At 32.3% G+C, this 21162-nt stretch carries 21 protein-coding genes; 2 read left to right on the forward strand and 19 right to left on the reverse strand.

Going from position 1 to position 21162, the window contains the following annotated elements; all coding sequences use genetic code 11:
• Nucleotides 1-126 precede the first annotated feature (126 nt).
• The 13 genes from AC061E_RS15010 to AC061E_RS15070 form a co-directional block, all read right to left on the reverse strand.
• Nucleotides 127-2625 (reverse strand): cation-translocating P-type ATPase, encoded by a 2499-nt coding sequence (locus AC061E_RS15010; protein WP_478286970.1) that lies wholly within the window; start codon nucleotides 2623-2625, stop codon nucleotides 127-129.
• 44 nt (nucleotides 2626-2669) lie between these two features.
• Complete coding sequence (locus tag AC061E_RS15015) at nucleotides 2670-5204, reverse strand: heavy metal translocating P-type ATPase (protein ID WP_478286971.1); 2535 nt, start codon at nucleotides 5202-5204, stop codon at nucleotides 2670-2672.
• Between the two features lie 74 nt (nucleotides 5205-5278).
• Nucleotides 5279-5569: a heavy metal-binding domain-containing protein gene (locus tag AC061E_RS15020; protein WP_478286972.1), complete on the reverse strand. Its 291-nt coding sequence runs from the start codon at nucleotides 5567-5569 to the stop codon at nucleotides 5279-5281.
• Between the two features lie 277 nt (nucleotides 5570-5846).
• On the reverse strand, nucleotides 5847-6002 hold the full coding sequence (locus AC061E_RS15025; RefSeq protein WP_478286973.1) for a hypothetical protein: 156 nt from the start codon (nucleotides 6000-6002) through the stop codon (nucleotides 5847-5849).
• A gap of 63 nt (nucleotides 6003-6065) precedes the next feature.
• Nucleotides 6066-6230 carry a hypothetical protein gene (locus tag AC061E_RS15030; RefSeq protein ID WP_478286974.1) on the reverse strand — a complete coding sequence of 55 codons (165 nt, stop codon included), beginning with the start codon at nucleotides 6228-6230 and terminating at the stop codon, nucleotides 6066-6068.
• A gap of 145 nt (nucleotides 6231-6375) precedes the next feature.
• Nucleotides 6376-6678, reverse strand: a complete 303-nt coding sequence (locus AC061E_RS15035; protein ID WP_478286975.1) for a phosphoribosylpyrophosphate synthetase — start codon at nucleotides 6676-6678, stop codon at nucleotides 6376-6378.
• A gap of 11 nt (nucleotides 6679-6689) precedes the next feature.
• Entirely contained in the window at nucleotides 6690-7163 is a 474-nt protein-coding gene (locus tag AC061E_RS15040; protein ID WP_478286976.1) for a Dps family protein, read from the reverse strand.
• Between the two features lie 27 nt (nucleotides 7164-7190).
• On the reverse strand, nucleotides 7191-7850 hold the full coding sequence (locus AC061E_RS15045; protein ID WP_478286977.1) for a BON domain-containing protein: 660 nt from the start codon (nucleotides 7848-7850) through the stop codon (nucleotides 7191-7193).
• A gap of 95 nt (nucleotides 7851-7945) precedes the next feature.
• Nucleotides 7946-8968: a 2-hydroxyacid dehydrogenase gene (locus AC061E_RS15050; RefSeq protein WP_478286978.1), complete on the reverse strand. Its 1023-nt coding sequence runs from the start codon at nucleotides 8966-8968 to the stop codon at nucleotides 7946-7948.
• 57 nt (nucleotides 8969-9025) lie between these two features.
• On the reverse strand, nucleotides 9026-11392 hold the full coding sequence (locus tag AC061E_RS15055; protein WP_478286979.1) for a glycosyltransferase: 2367 nt from the start codon (nucleotides 11390-11392) through the stop codon (nucleotides 9026-9028).
• Entirely contained in the window at nucleotides 11382-12428 is a 1047-nt protein-coding gene (locus tag AC061E_RS15060; protein WP_478286980.1) for a glycoside hydrolase family 130 protein, read from the reverse strand. The genes AC061E_RS15055 and AC061E_RS15060 overlap by 11 nt, the downstream gene beginning before the upstream one ends.
• Before the next feature lie 273 nt (nucleotides 12429-12701).
• Nucleotides 12702-13292 carry a type 1 glutamine amidotransferase domain-containing protein gene (locus tag AC061E_RS15065; protein ID WP_478286990.1) on the reverse strand — a complete coding sequence of 197 codons (591 nt, stop codon included), beginning with the start codon at nucleotides 13290-13292 and terminating at the stop codon, nucleotides 12702-12704.
• Nucleotides 13293-13704: 412 nt separating this feature from the next.
• Complete coding sequence (locus AC061E_RS15070) at nucleotides 13705-14361, reverse strand: BON domain-containing protein (protein WP_478286981.1); 657 nt, start codon at nucleotides 14359-14361, stop codon at nucleotides 13705-13707.
• A gap of 233 nt (nucleotides 14362-14594) precedes the next feature.
• On the opposite strand from AC061E_RS15070, the gene AC061E_RS15075 reads away from it, so the two are divergent.
• Nucleotides 14595-15782: a PAS domain-containing sensor histidine kinase gene (locus tag AC061E_RS15075; RefSeq protein WP_478286982.1), complete on the forward strand. Its 1188-nt coding sequence runs from the start codon at nucleotides 14595-14597 to the stop codon at nucleotides 15780-15782.
• Nucleotides 15779-16816, forward strand: coding sequence for a response regulator (locus AC061E_RS15080; protein ID WP_478286983.1), 1038 nt, complete (start codon nucleotides 15779-15781; stop codon nucleotides 16814-16816). The genes AC061E_RS15075 and AC061E_RS15080 overlap by 4 nt, the downstream gene beginning before the upstream one ends.
• 144 nt (nucleotides 16817-16960) lie before the next feature.
• Here the strand turns inward: AC061E_RS15080 and AC061E_RS15085 are convergent, their stop codons facing one another.
• The 6 genes from AC061E_RS15085 to AC061E_RS15110 all read right to left on the reverse strand — a co-directional run.
• Entirely contained in the window at nucleotides 16961-17350 is a 390-nt protein-coding gene (locus AC061E_RS15085) for a hypothetical protein (RefSeq protein WP_478286984.1), read from the reverse strand.
• 127 nt (nucleotides 17351-17477) lie between these two features.
• On the reverse strand, nucleotides 17478-18032 hold the full coding sequence (locus AC061E_RS15090; protein ID WP_478286985.1) for a YceI family protein: 555 nt from the start codon (nucleotides 18030-18032) through the stop codon (nucleotides 17478-17480).
• A 135-nt stretch (nucleotides 18033-18167) separates the two neighbouring features.
• Nucleotides 18168-18560, reverse strand: coding sequence for a cytochrome c (locus AC061E_RS15095; RefSeq protein WP_478286986.1), 393 nt, complete (start codon nucleotides 18558-18560; stop codon nucleotides 18168-18170).
• A gap of 23 nt (nucleotides 18561-18583) precedes the next feature.
• Entirely contained in the window at nucleotides 18584-19426 is an 843-nt protein-coding gene (locus tag AC061E_RS15100; protein WP_478286987.1) for a DUF5777 family beta-barrel protein, read from the reverse strand.
• A gap of 8 nt (nucleotides 19427-19434) precedes the next feature.
• Nucleotides 19435-19839, reverse strand: coding sequence for an OB-fold protein (locus tag AC061E_RS15105; RefSeq protein ID WP_478286988.1), 405 nt, complete (start codon nucleotides 19837-19839; stop codon nucleotides 19435-19437).
• A 130-nt stretch (nucleotides 19840-19969) separates the two neighbouring features.
• Nucleotides 19970-21162 (reverse strand): TonB-dependent receptor (locus tag AC061E_RS15110; protein WP_478286989.1); only part of this gene is annotated, 1193 nt, incomplete at its 5' end.

Here is a 21162-nt window from a genome sequence, read left to right on the forward strand (position 1 = left end):
TATCAGTATTCTACTTTTTGATATACCTTGAATAGATTAGCATAAATCGTAATAGTTTAGATCTAAAACAAGAGTGAAAAATTGTTTCCTTTTTTCTAATTAGATTAGTTCAGCTTATTATTGAATCTATTTAGTATTACGCTTCCACACTTTAACCAACTCATACCATAATACTGAAACTGCACCAATTCCAGTGGATATAAATAATTGATTCACAGTAAGATGTTCAAATTTAAAAAAATTGGTAAGTGGTTTGATATACAGCAACAATCCTGTAATAGCTATTGTAATTCCTGTAATTATGAAAACCAAATTATTTTTATATCTTAAAGTAGTCAAAATAGAATAATAAAAAGAACGGTTTATTAGAGTTAAAAATACATTTGAAGTTACTAAAACCAAGAAAACCATTGTTCGTGTGATGTTTTCATTAAACCCATTGAATACCGAAAATTGATAAACGGATAAAGTCCCTACAGTAATAATCAGACCCTGAAGTATACTTGTAGAAAGTTCTTTCCAGCTAAAAAAAGTAGTGGTAAATGGTCTTGGTTTTTGTGTCATTGTATTCTTTTCCATAGGCTCATTTTCATATACTATGGAGCAAGTTGGTCCCATAACTAATTCTAAAAATATAATGTGAATGGGTGAAAAAATATTGGGATAAATCCATCCTAATGCCAAAGGGATAAATACGGTAAGTATAATAGGAATATGTATGGATATGATAAATTGTATTGCTTTTTTTAAATTTGAAAAGATTTTTCTACCCATTGCAATAGCATCTACCATTTTTGATAAATCATCATTGATTAAAATAAGGGAAGCGGCTTGTTTAGCAATTTCGGTGCCTTTTTTTCCCATTGCAATGCCTATATGAGCAGCTTTTAGTGCAGGACCATCGTTGACACCATCTCCAGTCATGGCCACAATTTCTGAATTCGATTTTAGTGCATTTATGATTTTTAGTTTTGCCTCCGGAAACATTCTGGTAAATAAATTGATTTCTGAAACTTGTTTTTTGAATTCTTTATCTGATAATTGCATTAATTCGTCACCAGAAATACTTTTCTCATAGCCTATAAATCCTATTTGTTTGGCTATTGATGAAGTGGTTTCGGCATTGTCTCCAGTTATGATTTTTACTTTAATTCCTGCTTTATAAAAATGTTGCAACACTAGCTTAATGTTCTTCTTTGGCGGATCATAAAAAGCTACAAGTCCATAGAATTCAAATTGAAATTCTTGTTGGGTTTTGGGATAATTTTTACCTTCAAAAATAGCTTTTCCAACGCCTAAAATTCGATACCCTTCAGCTGATAATTCCTTTATTGCACCTAAGATTGCGGCTTTTTCTTCATTCGAAAGTTTTGAAATGGCCATTATAGCTTCTGAAGCACCTTTGGCAGCAATAATCATTTCTCCGGCTTTGTTTTCAAAAATATGGGTCATCATAGGAGGTTTTCCAGATAATGGATATTCATGAACCATTTTAAAAACTGGCCTTTGATCCTTTTCAATAACTTTAGAATAGATTTCGTGCAATGCTACTTCCATGGGATCAAAAGGAACGGGTTCACTTGCCCACATGGAGGTGGTAATTAATTCTTTTTCTTCATTGGATAATTCATTTTCTATAGCTGTGATTTTTTGAGATTTGAGTGTAAATATTTTAGCGAGACTCATTTTATTTTCGGTAATCGTTCCTGTTTTGTCAATACAAATTACAGTAGCGCTTCCTAAAGTTTCTACAGTCTTCATTTGTTTAACTATAATTCCATTTTCCATCATTCGCCAAGCACCAAGAGCCATAAAAGTGGTAAATGCAATAGGAATTTCTTCGGGTAAAACACTCATAGCAAGTGTTAATGCTTTGAGCAAGCTGTCTAATATATTATGAGAATTTAAAAAATTTATTATCCAAACAATCACAAAAATTACGGCTCCTGCAATAGCCATTTTTTTTACAAAATTGCCAATTTGAACTTCTAAGGGCGTTTTCTCTTCTTGAATTTCTTCTAGGCTTTTACCTATTTTACCTAATTTAGTTTCGCCGCCAATAGCAGTAATGTTAGCAATTGCTAGTCCGCTTGCTACGGTTGTCCCTTGATAAATAGTGTTATCTTTTATAGATTTGTCTTTGGTAACCGACATAGATTCTCCTGTGAGGATAGATTCATTTACAGAAAAATCATTAGAAGATTCAATAATTCCATCAGCTGTAATTGCATTTCCTTCTTCAATTAATAAACTGTCACCTATTACTAATTCTTCGGTTTTTATTTCGATTACTTCACTATTTCTAATGACTTTGCATTTGGGTTTTGTAAAATCTTTTAATTTTTCTAAAGCATTGTGACTTCTTGCTTTTTGATAAGATGAAATTGTAGCTATCAAAATAATTGCTGAAGCTAAAAAAATACCATCCGAAGTTTTTCCGTTAATGAAATAAATAGTTGATGCTACCAACAATAAAATTGTCATAGGATCTTTAACAATCTGAATTAAGCCATTTAAAAACATATTGGTTTTTTTATAGACCGTTTTATTCTGACCGTATTTTTCTCTTGCTTCAATTACTTGCGCATCTGATAAGCCATTAATATTAAAGGTATTAGAATTCATAGAAATGTTTGTTAATATCGAGGTCATTGCTTCAATATCTAGGTTTAAAGTTTCAAATTTCGCAATCGTAGCGCATTTCCTATTACTGAAACTGAGCTAAAGCTCATTGCTAGCGCAGCTATCATTGGCGAAAGCAAAATTCCAAAAAATGGATATAAAACCCCAGCTGCGATTGGCACACCTAGCACGTTATAGAAAAAGGCGAAAAATAGGTTTTGCTTACTATTTCTCATAACGGCATGGCTTAAATTTTTGGCTTTTACGATGCCTTGTAAATCGCCTTTTACTAAAGTTATCTTAGCACTTTCTATGGCTACATCGGTTCCTGTCCCCATTGCGATTCCAATGTCAGCTTGCGCCAATGCAGGTGCATCATTGATACCATCTCCTGCCATAGCTACAATTTTGCCTTCTGCTTGCAATCGTTTTATTTCTTTGAGTTTATCTTCGGGTAAGCAACCTGCTTTGTAAGAAGTTAAATTCATTTCATCCGCAACCGCTTTGGCAGTATTCACATTGTCGCCAGTAAGCATTATTACTTCTATACCTTGACGCATTAATTCTTTTATGGCTGCTGCGCTAGATGTTTTTATAGCATCGGTAATGGATACAAAACCAACAGCAACGCTATCTACAGCAATATAAGAAACTGTTTTTCCAAGTTTTTGTTCGGCAATAATTTTGTTTTCTAAATCATCTGAAACTTTAGCTTTTACTTGTTCCATTAGTTTTTTATTTCCTAGTGCAACTTTTTTATTGGTTACTGTTCCTATAACTCCTTTTCCTGCAATGGCTTCAAAATCTTTAACTTCTATTAAAGAAATGGATTTTGTTTTAGCATAATTTACAACGGCTTGCGCCAAAGGGTGTTCACTGTATTGGTTCAACGAAGCGATGTTTTGTAAAAGATCATTATCGTCATTATTTGACGAATAAACCTTTTCTACCGATGGTTTTCCTTCCGTTATTGTTCCAGTTTTATCGGTTATTAGCACATTAACCTTATTCATATTCTCTAAGGCCTCAGCATTCTTTATTAAAACTCCTGATTGTGCCCCTTTCCCCACGCCAACCATAATTGACATGGGTGTTGCCAAGCCTAAAGCGCAAGGACAGGCGATAATTAATACCGCTATGGCATTTATAAATCCATAAACTAATGATGGTTCAGGACCAAATTTTGCCCAAATGAAAAAGGTTATAGCAGAAATAATAACTACGGTAGGTACAAAATATTTAGCAATCTTATCGGCTAATTTTTGAATAGGCGCTCTTGATCGAGAAGCATCATTTACCATTTGAACAATTTGAGAAAGCAAGGTTTCTGAACCTACTTTTTCAGCCATCATGACAAATGATTTGTTGCCGTTTATTGTTCCTGCAATTACATTATCGTCTTTCTTTTTGTCAACAGGAATTGGCTCGCCCGTAATCATGGCTTCATTAATATTGCTTTCGCCATCAGTGATTTTTCCATCTACAGGAATTTTTTCTCCAGGTTTTACCCGCAATAAATCGCCTTTTTTGATATCATGGATTGAAATTACTTTATCGTTTCCATCGATGACCAAAGTAGCTTCGGTTGGCGAGAGTTTTAATAACTCTTTGATGGCTCCGCTTGTTTGACTGTGCGCTCTGGCTTCGAGTAATTGCCCTAATAAAACCAACGTTAATATGACCGTTGTTGCTTCAAAATAAAGTGAAACAGATCCGTTGTGTGTTTTAAATTCAGCTGGAAAAATATTTGGAAAAAACAACCCAACCAAACTAAACAGAAAAGCAACACCAGACCCAATTCCGACTAAGGTAAACATATTCAAGTTCCAAGTAATTATCGATTTCCAGGCACGCTCAAAAAACATCCAACAGGCGTAAAAAACAACAGGAAGAGACAAAAGTAGTTGTACCCAATTCCATTTTGAGGCCTCCATTAATTCTAATAATGGATTGTTACGAACCATTTCTAACATTGAAATCACGAAAATAGGAACAGTAAATACAACCGCTATTTTCATTTTCTTAACCAAATCTTTATAGGTCTTTTGGTCTTCGGTATCAGTTGGATTCATTGGTACTAAATCCATTCCGCAAATAGGGCATGCGCCTGGCATTTCACTAATTACTTCGGGATGCATTGGACAAGTATATGAGGCTTTACTAATAGTCAAGTCTGGTACTTTGACTAAATCCATTCCACATACAGGACAATCGCCTGCTTTATCATATACTTTTTCGCCCTCACAATGCATCGGACAATAATATTTACCAATAGCGTTATTTGGTGTATTTAATTCTTTTTTGTGACTATGTGAAGGTGAAGCACAACATGGTTTATTTGTAATATCATTTGTTGCTTGAAGCGGTATTTTGCTAGTAGACATTTCTATATTATATTTTCCAACAGCAGCTAAAGCTTCTTGAAACTGTGTTGTAGGAATGTGCTTTACCATAGTAATAGTAGCTATTGGTGGATGTAATGAAACTTTTGCTTCAACGCCATCCATAGCATTCAATGTTTTTTCGACTTTGGTGCGACAACCATCACAAGTCATTCCGGAAATGTTGTAAGTGTGTATCATTTTTTATTTCAATAAATACGATAAACTAACCTTGTAATAACTTACTAAGTTTAATTCAGTTTTGTAATGTTGAATTATTTACTTTCCTCTTTTTTTTCAGGAACAGGCTCTGTTAATTTCATACCACATTTTGAGCATTTGTCATTCATTTTTCCTTGTACTTCGGGATGCATTGAGCAAGCATACCTATTTTCTTGATTCCCCATCATTTTAGTTTTATCGTTCATTCTTGTGCTGTCATTGTCCATCATGGTACTATCATTGTTCATCATGAGGGAATGATCTGTTGTAGTTTCAGTATTTTTTTTATTACAAGATACTAATACGGTTGTCATTACTATGGCTGAAAAGATTATTTTTTTCATTGTTTTAATTTTTAATGTATAAATTGTGATTATTTTAAAACCTACATAAAAACCTATAACCTATTTATTTAAAATTTACTAGAAGCTGTACGTAATTTGTTCTATTTTAAAGTAATAAATTCATACTACTAAGTTACTGCTTTTATAATCTAAAAACTTGTATTTGTAATTTGGTTATATTTCCCATCGTAAAATTGACTAGAAAGTAATATTTTGAATTGCGCTTTTCAGAACCATGTCACCAAAATCTCAATTAGATTTTAATTTTGAAGGTGCTCTAAATAGATCTTTCTCTAATGTTTTTATTGTTGATGGTTAGGGTATGACTTTGAGTTTTATAGACTTTGTTTAAGAGGAATTGTAATCCTGCATTGAGATCTTGTCCTCTGTATTTTATTTCTCGACTTCTTCCTCTTTCAATATGATCATACATTGATTCAAAAAAATTCGAAAAATTTTCCGAAAAATTCGAGGGCTGCTGTCGCATTCCTGAATTTTACTTCTTTTTGGGAATATAACCTGTTTTTTCAAATTCATCAGCGTGTTTCCAGTCGATACGATTCTTGTTGTATTTTTTGCAATTTTCCACTTTGCTTAAAACTACAATTGCTTCATTAGTTTCTTTACATTTATTTTCGGCATTTTTGTCATTTGCGCTCAAGTCTAGTGGTGTTTTCTAGCGAGTTTTATATATGCTTTTCAATTTTCGGCTACGGTGGCTGTTTTAGGAAGCTCGAGAATTTTATAATAATCTATAAATTTCATTTCAGTCTTTTTGAGTTATTATGTTTTTGAAATAGTATCTTTTATTCTTGATTTTTAACATTAAGCATAAAGTTAGTAGTATCTGAAGTTGTTCCGTACCCATCAACCAAAGTTCCTTTTTCACCAGTATTGCATTCAATGATATAGATGATGGAACTGTATTCAGGATTTGATGCACCTTCAAAACGGTAGAAATGTACTATTCTAACTTCATTACTTCGGAATTGATTTTCGGTTTTCAATGAAACCATTTTTTTTCCGTTGACTTCAAATTGGGAATGAAATCCGAGTTTTTCAACAGCAGATATTACCATAACCAAACTATCTCTTTTTACTTTTTTCATGATTTTATTACTTACTTTAAATGTGAACGTAAAAACCAAGCCATTTTTTCGTGCCTTTCCATTAGTCCCGTAATGAAATTACTTGTAACTAAGTCTTGATATTCATTCGCAAAAACATGAATATTCCCCTTCAAAGACATTATCAAACTTTCATGGTCAACCAGTAATTCCTTTATGTAACCTTCACCATTAATTTCAGATCGTTTTTGTTCCGTAAATTGGGTAACCCCAAGGAATGCATTCAACATAGCATCAACATAATGACCTAAACTCCGAATGCGTTCTGCTATACTGTTAATCATTATTTCAAGTTCACAGAACTGTGCCTCAAAGAATTTATGCTTATTATAAAAGTCGTGTCCTTCTTTATTCCAATGTGCTTTTTTAGTTTTGGTATATAAGACGTACTCATCAGACAAGATTTTTGACAATTTATTTGCTTTTCCTTCTCGGTTTGCTTCATTAATTCCAGTAGTAGTTTGCATTTTTTGAGTCTTTTTAAAACGTAATTATTAATCATCAGATTCCACATATAAATCATTTTGTACTTGTGTGACACCTGGTGCGTTCCACGCTATTCTGCTGCCTTCATTTTTTTGATACCAAGAATCTACACTCCCTATTAAAGTAACCACATTATCAACTACATAAACGCGGATGTCTTTATTTTTGATGGCGCCGTTGCGTTCAATGGCAATTTCAATATCTTTTTTTTTGATGGTGTCTTTGGATGTTGAAATTATCTTAATGTTATTTGTAATTCCTGTAATTCCTATGAGGTTGTTAAGTGCATTTTTAGTTGCTTCTTTTTGATAGTTCCATTCGAGTTCGCCACTTAAAAATACCCAACCATTTTCAACAATGACTGAAATTTTTTCGGTTGGGATGTCCCAATGCCACATAAAAATATTTTCAATAACATCTTTAATTTTAGTATCAGGTCTACTTTCATCAGTACCGCAAATTACCTTTATATCCTCAAGAACGGTTCTGACTCCAGCTACATTTTTAGCGGCTTGTTCGGCTTCGTTTTTTTTGGCATAGGTGTTTACTGAGCCAGTAAGTGTAACCACTCCTTTACTAGTCATAACTCCAATTTCGGCGGCTTGCAAAAGGGGTTCCCAATTGATGGCATCTACAACATTTTTTTGTAATTCTTCGTTGCTTTTCATTTTGAAATTATTTAGTTTTTAATGTATGTAAAGCTGTTGTTTTCTTATAGATCTTAAAATGACCTAGAACATCAAAAAAAATGATATTTGTTACTTTAATTGGAGTTGGACTGTAGATTTGTAATTGCGAATACTACTTCATTTTCTGTCTTAACCTTATCTTCAAATGAATTAAAATTACTGATTGTTATCCTAGCAATTTCATCTAAAGCCTCCTTGGTAAAGAAAGCTTGGTGTGGTGTAATCAAAACATTATTGAAAGACATCAATCTTTCTATTTGGTCGTCTTTTATGATTTTATCTGATAAGTCTTTAAAAAATAGGTTTTCTTCGCCTTCATAAACATCGATTCCCAAATATCCAATTTGAGCATTTTTTAGCGCTTTGATTGCATCCTTGGTGTTGATAATGGCTCCTCGACTTGTATTAATAATCATAGTTCCTTTTTTTATTTTTGAAAAAGCCTCACTATCAAATAGATGTCTTGTTTCTGGATTTAATGGACAATGAATTGAGATTATATCAGATTGCGCCAATAGTTTTTCAAAAGGAACATATTTTACTCCTTTTTCTATCAGTGATTTAGAAGCTAAAATATCATTTGCGACAACTTTACAGCCAAATCCAAGCATTATTTGACAAAAAGCAGTTCCAATTTGTCCAGTTCCAAGAACACCAATCGTTTTTCCAAATAAATTAAAACCCATCAAATTTTGAAGCGAAAAATTATTTTCCCGAACCCTATTGTAGGCTTTATGCGTTTTTCTGTCTAGCGTTAAGATTAATGCGGTTGCATGTTCAGCAATGGCTTGTGGCGAATAAGCGGGTACACGCATCACTTTTATGTTATGCTTTGCAGCAGCCTCTAAATCAACATTATCATATCCTGCACTGCGCAAGTCGATCAGTTTTATGTCTGCTTTTGCAAGTTGTTCAATTACCATAGCATCTAGTTTATCCGTTAATTGAATACATACAGCATTAAAATCTTTTACAACTGAAACTGTTTCGGCATTTAGCGGCGTTTCAAAATAGGTGAATTGGTGTTTACCATCAACATTATATTTATCAAGATATTCACGTTCGTAATATTTAGTGCTGAAGATAGCTATTTTCATTTTTCGAGGTCTATTTGTATATTTATTTAATTGATTATTAGTTTTTTAAGTATAAGTTTAATTTACAAGCTGTAAATTTCTATTGTCAGCAAAAACTGTTTTAGTCTTATTGTATTCTATTTCCTCTCTGCATTTTTGTATTGTCAATCTTGCCATAAGAAAACTCACAGTAGATTCTGCACCTTGATTGAGATTGATGTAATCTTCCTCTAAACCGTCATAACAACCGCCAGTGCAAGGATTGTAAATGATTTTTTGGAGGTGATTGTTTCCAAGAAACCAACTAAAAGCTGTTTCCATTTTATGAAGATAGTCAGTGATTTTAAAAGTATTATAAAATTTGGCTAAAGCCAAGATGGTATAGGCAACATCAATGGGTTGTTCACCACCAATAACCTCTTTTGCAACAGTTTTGTTATAATGTAACCAACCTTTGTTAGAGATTACTTTAATACTATTTTCCGTTATTGTTTTTGATAATAAAAAATCAAAAGAAGTCTTAGCAATTTCTTTATAAATCATTTCGCCTGTAGCTAGATAAGCACAAAGTATGGCTTCGGGAAGAATGCTGTTGCCATAGGTCATATAGCTCTCAAACCAATGCCAATTAGTTTTAGATTCGTGTCTGTACATCTGAACTAATCGGTTCGCCAATAGTTTTATGAGTGCCTTATTTTCAAAATTCATTTCTTTTTTATTACTGTAATAAATCCCTTTTATAGTAAAAGCCATCGCCCTTGTTGAATGCATGCTTGTAGCGGAAGACATGGCAGCTTGCATTGTTTTTTTTGCTTGGGTGATTAATGATTCTGGTAATAAATCATGCATAGAAACTAGAAATCCTAGCGCCCAAATTGCTCTTCCGTTAGAATCTTCTAGATTTTCACTATTCTGATCTGTAAACTTTTTATTTTCGTTTACATAATTCAAAAAGGAGCCGTCTTTTTGTTGACAAAACTGGACAAACTGGTAATATTGATTGATATAGGCTAAATCTTTCTCATCATTTGTCAATTCAAAATGCTGACAAATAGCTACTAATGCTCTTGCATTATCATCCAGAGTGTAGCCGCTATTTAAATCAGGCTTATTGATAATGGAGAATTGTATCATTGCAAAAGGTGTAGTCAAACTTTTAAAGTGTTCTAAATTGATTGCTGGGGTTTTGTACTTTAATTTAGATTTTCGATCCATTACACTATTTAACAACAATGCATGAGAAATTGCAGCGTTTTCCCAAGCTGTTGGTGCCATTTTATGAATACCTTTATTGGAGATTTCCTTACATAACTGTGGATTGTTTAATAAATTTAAAACTTGTTTTTGCAATTGCTCTGAATTTTCGAAGTCAATGATAATTCCGCCTCCATTTTTTAATAATTCAGAAGCGTGAGGAATAGGAGTAGATATTACGGGACAACCACAACTAATAGCATAAGAAAATGTACCGCTCACCGCTTGATTTGGATCTTTGGAGGTAAAAAGATAAATATCCGTAAGTTGCAAATAATCCAGTAATTGCTCAAGTGGTAAATAAGCATTGATAAATTTTACATGCTCTTTTAGCCCTAATATTTCGATTTTTTGCTCTAAACTATCGCGGTATATTTCACCTTCTTCCTTAACAACTGATGGATGCGTTTTCCCAATTATAAGAAAAAGAATATCTGGATTTTCAACAACAATTAAGGGCATGGCATCTAATGTAGTTTCTATTGATTTTCCAGAACTCAATAAACCAAAAGTTGAAATCACTCTTCTTTTTGATAGGTTGTATTTTTCTTTTAAAGCTTCCTTATCCGTATGTTTTACTAAATGAGTTCCGTGTGGAATAACGGTAATTTTATTTTTTAAAATACCGTAATCGTTTTCTAACAATTTTGCCGAAGCATTTGTCATTACTATAAATGAATCTACAAGCGCATTCATTTCGGCTATGTTTTCTTTTAGTTTTGCACTTGGATTGGGTAGTACGGTATGAAAAACAATAATTATGGGTTTATTTATCGCTTTTAAGCAAAGGATAAAATCAGCTTCATTCGTTTTGAATAAACCAAACTCATGTTGGATTAATGCAAGAGCTATATCCTTATTACTATTGATATTTTGTGCAAGAGCATCATAAGAATATGTATTGTCCGTTTCTAAAACATAAGTTACCTCATCATCATAAGCATACTTATTATTTTGTAATTCCAAGGCTGCAATTTTAATATTGAAGGTATTTTGGAATTTGTTGTTTAATGCTAAAATTAAATCCTGCGAATACGTAGCTATACCACATTCACGGGGTGGATAAGTAGTAATGAATAAAATTTCGGGCAGGCTTTCTTTTTCTTGAATTTGAGTTTTATTCAAACTATATGATCTACTATTTTGAGCTGGATACGTATTGTTGCGATTTAATCTTAATTTATTTATCATCTTGTTTGTTATAAAGTAATAATTCTTTGATCAATCCTGATAGCGAAACAGAAGCAGTGGCAATTCTCTCGTCTGCAGCTCCATAATAAATGTATAAAGTGTCTTCAAATACTACTGCTCCTGATGGGAAACACACATTATTTACTTCGCCCTTTAATTCCCAATCTAATTCGGGTTTGAATAGGGGATACGGTAAGCGAGCAATTTCTTCTTTTGGATTTTCTAAATCCAGCAAAGCAGCGCAAGCCGAATAAACATATCCATTGAGTCCATCTTTAACGCCATGGTATATTAAGAGCCAACCTTGATCTGTTTCTATAGGAGGACAGCCTCCACCTACATAACTAATTTCATGGTCATATTTTGAGGTAAGCACTACATAATCATTAAAATGGCTGAAATAATCCTGATAGAATGCTTCGGTTAAATTTTTCAAATCTTCAACACCTACAACTATTTGAATGTCAGGTTTTATGCGGTGCATGAAATAGAATTTTCCGTTTATTTTTCTCGGAAAAAAAATAACATTCTTGTCCCAAACAAGTGATTTTTCCTTGTCAGATTCTAAAGCACTGATGTGTTCGTTGTAACGAAAATATTTTTGATTAATAGGACTACTTTGCTCTGCCAGTTGATCAAATGCAGCGTAACTAATTTGTGGCACTATAATTCCTTTTTTTTCAAAATGGATTAAATCTTTTGAAATAGCAAGACATCCTAACGCGTTTATACCATCATAGGCAGTATAAGTTAAGTAGTATGTGTCTTCTATTTTTACAATTCTGGGATCCTCCATGCCTTGACATTCGTAGTCAAATTCAGGTGCTAGCAATGATTTCTTATGTCTATCAACTACTGATAATTGCCCTTCAAGTTTACAATACCCAATGCTAGAATGATTGCCTTGGCTTACTGCACGATAAAAGAGATGTACAAAATTGCCTTCTCTTATGGCTGCGGGATTGAGAACTCCTTCATCTTCAAATGAAAATAACGTTTTGGTTAACAGTACCCCTTCTTTTTTGACTTGTATCATTATATTTATATCATTTTTTGTGAGTTCATCCAGTATTGATTCGGAGGTAACTTTTTTAGGGCTATTTTCTTAATTAAAATTTTACTTCCTAAATAAGTATTACGCTACGTATCTTGTTTTTAAAACATTACTTTTTAAAATTCCAGTATTTTATGTGTATCCATTTTCTAATTGGATAATTAGAAATTAATAGTACTAGTTTTGAGGTTGTTGGGAATTACATAGATTCATTTGAGTTAAATTCCCCTCATATTCATTTATAGTAGTAACTTTCTAATTTTCTAATAGTATAGCTTCAAGAAGTAATTTAGCCACCGCTACCGATGAGGCTGCATTTTGTCCTGTAATCATTAAGCCATCTTGCTTTACATAGGATTCAGAATCTTTTCCCTTACTATAAAATGCACCTATTTTAGTAAGCTCATCTTCCAGTAAAAATGGAACTATTTTGTTTAGCTTCACTGCTTCTTCTTCAGTATTAGAAAAGCCTGTTAATTGTTTTCCCTTAACTAAATAATCACCATTTTGGTTTTTTACGTGTACTAAAGCAGCTGGTGCATGGCATACAAAGGCAATTGGTTTTTTGTTATTGTAAAAGGCTTCAATGAGTTTAATAGAATCGGTATCGTTTGCCAAATCCCATAATGGCCCGTGACCACCAGGATAAAATACAGCATCATAATCAGCGGGATCTATTTCGCTTAATTTTATCGAATGCGCTACTAGGTCAATAGCAGTATTGTCTTTGTAAAATCTTTGAGTATTTGTAGTTTGCGCTTCTTCGTCCTCACTTTTGGGGTCAACAGGAGGCTGTCCTCCTTTTGGGGAAGCAATTGTTAATTCTGCTCCTGCATCTACAAAAATAAAATAAGGTGATGCGAATTACTCTATCCAAAACCCCGTTTTTAAGCCACTATTTCCTAAAGTTTCATGTGATGTAAGTACAATAAGTATTTTCATGTTGCTATTATTTGTTTAAAACATTATTCTTTTTCTAATCTTCTTGTGGTTATGTATTTACAGTATATTGCTCGTATTATATTGCTAGAAACTTTTAAATTAATTATAAGTTCAAAATTGAGTCTATTTGGTTGAAGTAGAAATGACCATACGCACTCCTAAAAGTGATACCAAACACTTTTAAACTTTAGTTTTGAAAAAAAAACAGGATTTTTTTTAAGTTTTGTCATTTGTTTTTAAAATATTCTGTACCAATTAAAATCGGTGATGACTAGTCTTTATTAGTTTGTATTAGTTATATTTTTTATGATTTAATCTAATCTTCTTCAATCAGTAATTCATTTTCAACACTTATAACACCTTTAGTTTTCCAAGCAATATGTCCTGCAATTTCTTTTTGACTCCCTGATTCTACAGTACCTTTTAAAGTTATTTTTGACTCTGAAATTTCTATTTCAATATCATTTGAGTCTAAAGCAATGTGGTTTTGTAATGCAAGCCTAAGGGATGCTGCATCTATTTTAATATCATCTTTTGATTTTATCCTAATTTCATTGCTAACTCCCTTAACACCTATTAGACTAATAATTGCTTCTTTTGCTGCTTCTTTCTGATAATTCCATTCTAATTCACCTGAAAGAGTCACCCATCCATTTATTGCTTTAACTGTAATGGTATCGTTAAGTGTATTCCAGTTCCACCTGAAAGTATTAAGAATTTCGGTTGTGATATCAATATCTTTTTTTTCTTCCCAACTATTAATGATTACATCGATTTCATTGATAACTGATTTTACTCCGGTCATTTTACTTGATAATCTTTCGGCTTGTGTTTTCTTTTTATAGGTATCTACATGACCTTTCAGTGTGATTATTCTATTATTTGAAATGACTATTATATTGCAATCAATACTAAAAAGTTCCTGTTTTAATACCTGAATTACATGTTGCCGTAAAATATCATCTGTTATCATTTTTCGTTTTTTATATCAATTTCAAAGTGTTTTAAAGTACTTTACAAAGTTGGTTTATATAGTATTATATTAAAATGAGCATAGTCTGAGTTATAAGTGATTTACAACACTTAATATTCTACTAAGATTAAAAAAGAGTAAATTTCAAAAGATATAGATATAATAGTATAAGGCGATAACTACTCAGGTAGACTTATCTTTACATAAGTCAATACACTTTGACAAAATAAGTTATGGAAAAATCTGCTTTACTGGACGCCCTAGTACATAACGCTATTGACGGAATCATAACTATTGATGAATTAGGCACCGTAGAAAGTATAAATCCATCTGCTTGTAAATTATTTGCTTATTCTGAACAAGAGATTTTAGGGAAAAATATATCAATACTTATGCCTTTTGGCAATAATGAAGCTCACGATTCCTATTTAAAAGATTATAAAAGGTCTGGACAATCCCATGTAATTGGAATAGGAAGAGAATTAATAGGTAAAACTAAAAAGGGGTATCAATTCCCATTTAAAATTGGTGTAAGCGAGGTGAATTATGCAGGAAGAAAAATTTATGCGGGATTTATTCATGATCTTACCCAGCAAAAAAAGGATGAAGAAAGGCTTAAAAATTATGCTTCCCATCTAGAAGAACTTGTAGAAGAGCGAACAAAAACCTTAAACGATACGATTAAAGCACTTGAAAAAGCAAAAGCAAAAGTAAGTGCTACTTTAGAAAAGGAAAAGATTATTAGTAAATTAAAAAACCGTTTTTTATCAATGGCTTCGCATGAGTTTCGTACTCCCTTAAGCACAGCACATTTATCAGCTTCTCTTATCGAAAAATATGCCGAAACATTAGAAAATCCTAATATCATCAAACATGCTGGTAAAATAATTAATGCTGTAACAAATTTGACCACTATACTAAATGACTTTCTATACATAGAACAATTAGAAGTTGGTAAAGTAAATGCAAAACCCATATGTTTTGATCTAGTGCAATTAGCCGAAGAGATTACTGAGGAAATGCAATTACTAGCAAAAGACAATCAGCAAATACAACATACTCATTATGGATTTCAGAAAGCTATAAACTTAGATCAAAATCTAATTAAAAATAGTATTATCAATCTAATTACAAATGCTATAAAATATTCAGACGATGGTTGCAGTATAAAATTTACCACAGAAATAAATGATACACATTGTATCATTTGCGTAAAAGATGAAGGAATAGGAATTCCTAAAGAAGATCAATTGCATTTATTTGAACCTTTTTTCAGAGCACATAATACGGGTAATATTCCAGGTACTGGACTTGGTTTAAATATCGTGGCACGTTATATTGCCTTAATGAAGGGTACTGTTTCGTGTGTAAGTACAATACACGAAGGGACTTTATTTACACTAACATTTTCAACAATATGAGCAAGGTATTAGTAATTGAAGACAATAATGAAATAAGGGAAAATATAGTTGAAATCCTAGAATTGGCAGACTATGAAGTCATTGTTGCTAAAAATGGAAAGGAAGGGGTTGATATGGCTACAATGTATTTACCAAACGTCATTCTGTGCGATATCATGATGCCTGAACTGGACGGTTATGGAGTACTGTATCTCCTTAATAAAAATACCGAAACTACTACGATTCCCTTTATTTTTATTACTTCAAAATCAGAACGACTTGATTTGCGTAAGGGAATGGAAATGGGAGCCGATGATTATCTTACAAAGCCATTTGGTAGATTAGAACTTCTCAATGCTATTGAAAGTAGATTAAAGAAAAAAGAATGTCAGCATCATTTTTACAGTAAATCTCTAGAGAGTTTGGATAATATTGTTTCAAAAAATAATGGATTAAACGAGCTAAAAAAAATCATAGCCGAACGAAAAACTAGATTATTCAAAAAGAATCAAGTTATACATTATGAGGGTGACAATGCTTCTGGTATTTACCTTGTAGTTTCAGGTAAAATTAAGACCATTAAAATGACCGAAGATGGTCATGAACTGATGACAGGAATATACCAAAAAGAAGATTTTTTAGGAATTAACATTATTCTTTCCAGCAAACCCTACGATGACACAGCAACTGCCATGGAAGATAGTTATTTATGCTTTTTTCCTAAAATTCAATTTGATCAAATGTTACTGCAATACCCTGATATGGCAGGAAAATTTCTTGAAATCCTTTCCAGTGAAATTCGAAACAAAGACGCATACTTGTTGCAACTTGCCTATCAATCAGTTAGAAAACGAATTGCTGAGGCAATTTTGAGATTGTTTAAAAACGAAACTAGTATTAGAATTAGTAGGGATGAACTTGCCGCCCTTACAGGAACCGCCTCAGAAACCGTAAGCCGGACATTGACAGAATTCAAAAATGAAGGTCTGATTGAAAAAAAAGGAAGTATATTAACAATCCTTAATTTTGATAAAATTAGTAAGATGAGGAATTAGTTTCTTATTAAAAGATGTAGCTTTTACTTATTAAATTGAAATTTACATTTGTTTATTTTCAAGATTCTAAAGAGGAGGTTTGAAGTCCATTGAAAGAAATAGGTTAGGGGTAACATGATTTCTGCAAGAACTGTTGTACTTCTCTTAAACTAGATTATTGTGAAAATAATTTTTAGGGGTTGGAATAACTTTTTTGCGAGCATAATCAAACCATTCTACTTCTTTAGTAACTTCTGCGCAGCATTCGTTTTTTGAGTTAAAAAAACAGCTTTTAATTTTGATTTTATCACCTATACAGTAATTTTCTATTTTGATAAAAAAAGGCTCAGTAAACATCAAATTTTTATAACAAATTAATTCATGATTCTCAATTTGTAGGCCTAGATGCCTTGCGTTGAGCTTCTCTTTTGAAAATCCATTATCAAACAAAAAACGATACAATAAACGTAGCGTGTATGAAATGTATGCGGTGCTTTCCATTTCCATATCATCATTTACATCCTGTCCAGTAACAACGTAATTTATACAAATCATTTAAATTCAGTTAGGGATTATTTAAAAGGAGGTCAGTCTAATTGTAAACTGACCTCCTGGTGGAATACTAATTTAAAAACAACTAAACATTTGTTTAGCTACTTATATCATTTGAATGTAAAAAAGATTATTTGACTAATGTAAAGTTGTAAGTTATTTTTACTTTGTCAGCAATTTTTTTACTCACCATACTAGGAATATCAATATTAAAATCTTCTGGTTTCACTTCAAATGAGCCAGTAGCATTAACACCGTTTGCAACTTTTACAACTTTTATGATCACTGATACTGGTTTAGTTTTACCGTGAATGGTTAAATCTCCTTTTAAAGTAAAATTTTTTGTGGTATTTGTTATTTTTGAAAAATCAAAATCTTCAATTTTTCCCTTTAAAGTTGATTTCGAAAACTTTTCAGATTCCATGTAATTTTCATTGAAATGTTCTTCCATTAAAGCCACTTTAAAACGAAAGCCTTTTATGAGAACTAAAGCTGCAAAATCACCCGTTGATTGCTCTAAAACTGCAGATACACTTTTATTCTCAGCCGCAACTTCTTCATAGGAAGGCATAGAAGCCTGAAATTTTATATTTCCTGTTTTTGTTATCAGTTTTTGAGCAAATCCATTGGTATTTGCAAGAATAATCAATAATAGTAAAAAGGAATTGATAAAGGATTTTTTCATGTGTTAGCTGTATTGGTTTTATTTATTATATGCAATCTGCTTAGTTTTGTAAGTGTTTGGTTCATCGTTTTTCATTTTATCTTGGTTTTGATGATTTCCAACTCTAATTAATTCACGGTTACGTTTATTTCATCATTAATTCTCTCTAAGCCCATCTGTATTCCACTTAAGAATTATGTCAATATTCGCTTGAGACATTCTTCCTGCTTGTGGCATAATTCCAGACTGTCCGTTTTGTAATTGTATGCGGCCTAATAAATTTGCGTTTTCAACAGCTGCTTTTACTTGTGCAAATGTTGTTAAAGGTCTAAATGAAGCAGAACCTCCACTTGAATGGCAGCGTACACAATTGTTGTCTACAATAGTCTTTGCATTGCCATTATAGGTAAATGTTGATGCTGTTGGAGGTGCAGGATTTGGCGTAGGATTTGGTGCAGGATTAGCTATTGGTTCAATAGTGTCGGTAGTGTCAGAACTACAGCTCCATAATCCAGCCAGTAAAATTGTAAGTGCAATTGTTTTTTTCATAGAATTTATTGTTTTATGGTTAATTAGAATACTCTGTATAAGTTAAATCCGAAAAAGAAATTTCCTTTACCCCATTCGCCAGATGCATTGGTAAGATACCCGCTTTCGCTCATGGCTTGTGAATTGGTAAATAGGAGTTGAAAAACATGCCCACCAGTTTCTATATCAAGTCCTACTGATAATGGGTTTGTATAAAATTTAGGCTTATCAAAATTGTGCATGTATTCTAGATTGACTGATAATCTTTTGGTGATTTTATAGCGTCCACCTCCTCCAAAAGAAAACTGATTGTCTCTTTCTATGTCGGGATTGTAAAGATTTTTGTGTACAAATGAAGGAATCAATTCTAATGATAGTTTTTCATTCACCTTTCTTGATATCAATAGCTGTTGAACATAAGCTATACGGTGCTTAAATTCTAAGCCAGGAAATTGTTTTTTTTCTAGAAACGTATTAATATCTGCCACGGAATACCCCACAATGTCTAAAGGAAAACTATCGCCTTGTCTTGCCATTCGGTACTTTATTCCCGTTTCATACATTTTGTTTAAAGTATGTCGAGAAAGATTAACGGATAACCATTCTGTAATTCCATAAATACCACCAAGTTTTGTTGTGGCATTATCAAGTCCAAAAAAACTATCCAATCCATCTTCAACAGAGCCAAAACGATGTGACACCACAAAATAAAACTCTTTTTTGGCAGGCATTTTTGTAGTTTGTAATGTTACCAGTTGCAGTGCTTTAAAAGTAGCGGTACTGTAGTTCTCAGCAGTTTGAATCGTATCGAGACTGTTAAGTAAATCATCCTGCGAATAGGCTAGAGTAGTCAAAAAAAGACAGGTGGAGATTAAAAAATTCTTCATAAAATGGATTAGTTGCTTTGTTTATTAATGATACATTGGTCGAGTTTAACTTCTTGAAATAGCTCGTCATAACCAATGCATTTGCCTTTAACGGTTACTTGACTATACAAAAGTTTATTTTTTTTCTTTTGAATGAAGAGGCAAAAAACGGCGTTGTCAATAACCACTACCGAATCTGTTTCTTTGGTGACTTTTCCTGTTACTTCAATAGTTTTATTTAGATACAGTGCATCTGATTTTTCTTGATTTGAATTATAATCATTTATCAAATTTGTTGCTGAGGTTCTTAAAGTCGGTAATTCAGAAGCTATATTACGTGCTTCTTTAAATAGAAAACCGTAATAAAAATAGATACCTGCCGATGCTAGCACGAGTAGCGTTACAATTATAGTTGCTGTTTTTTTTCTTTTCATATTTTTAATTGGATATGATTCAATATTAAAACAGCTAGGGTCCAGATTACCCTACCTAAATAATTGCTATTTTTAGAAAAAAAATAAAAAGAAGGACAAGGTTATTTGTAAAAACCTTGTAGAGAGTGCTTTATAATGAAATTCTAAAGCTTATGTTTGGCGTTCTTCGAAGTGAAAAAGTTTCCACATCCTCTATAGCATTTGTTAAAGAGCTTATTCTGTAATATTCGTTAATCTCATTTTTTCTGTTCAATATGTTTAAGATAGATATTCCTAATTTATATCGAACTCCATGTACCGTTTCCCACTTGTAAGTAGAAGAAAGATTAACTTGTGAAAAAATGTTGATATTGGTATTATTGGGGTTGTTATAGATAATCACAGGGTTAAAAGGATCGATTTGAGTACTGGCTGGAGAGGTTTTAGGTCTGCCAGAAGTCCATTTTGTACCGAGTGCTATTTTGAAATTGTTTTTCTCATATATTCCTGCCCACGAAAAAGTATGCATCAACTCAAAGTTGTTAGGAAAAATAGGGTGTTCGTAATTAGAAAAATCATAGTTATTGTCATTGTACGTATAACTTAACCAGGTCAGAAAATGATTCATCTTTTTTTGAATCAGAATTTCTGTACCCAAAATTTCATAGTTCCCATTAGTTTGAATAAACTCTAGTTGATTCTGAAAACCTTGACTGGACGTCGTAATTCCAGTGACTTTTTTATAAAAATTTTCTATATCCAAGATCCAATCTCCCTTTTTATAAAATAAATTAAACGATACTTGTTTGCTTCTTTGAATAGGAATTGTAGTGTTGTCTGATAAAACCCAACGTCTTTTTTCGATTCCAAAATAATCTTTTTGCAGATAAATAACCTGTTGCGAATTCTGACTTTTGAGCTCACCTAATAGTTCTATATTCAAACTTTTGCTAATGCCGTAATTCAACTGCAATCGAGGTTCTACGATATATTTCTTAAATTTTTCGATATAACTAATTCGTGCTCCAGCCTTACCATATATTTTGGAAATGGTGTCATTGTATTTTCCTTCTAAAATTAAAGTATGAGATCTCAATACTTCTTTCGTTTTACGATAAAAATCTGGATTAGTTACCTGTTCCAAATTCGTAACTCCTATTTCGTTAAACTGATAGCCATTATTAAAACTAAATTTAGTGTTAATGGTATGGTTATTTTCTAAATTTATTCCATTGTTTTCCACAGTATTTTCTTGAATAACGATTTGGTTTCCAAATGTAGATTTTTGGTTGGCCAAAAGTTCATAGGAAGAGTTGTAAATATTAATTTTAGTGGTATTCAAAC

The organism is Flavobacterium sp. GNP011 (assembly GCF_056428925.1).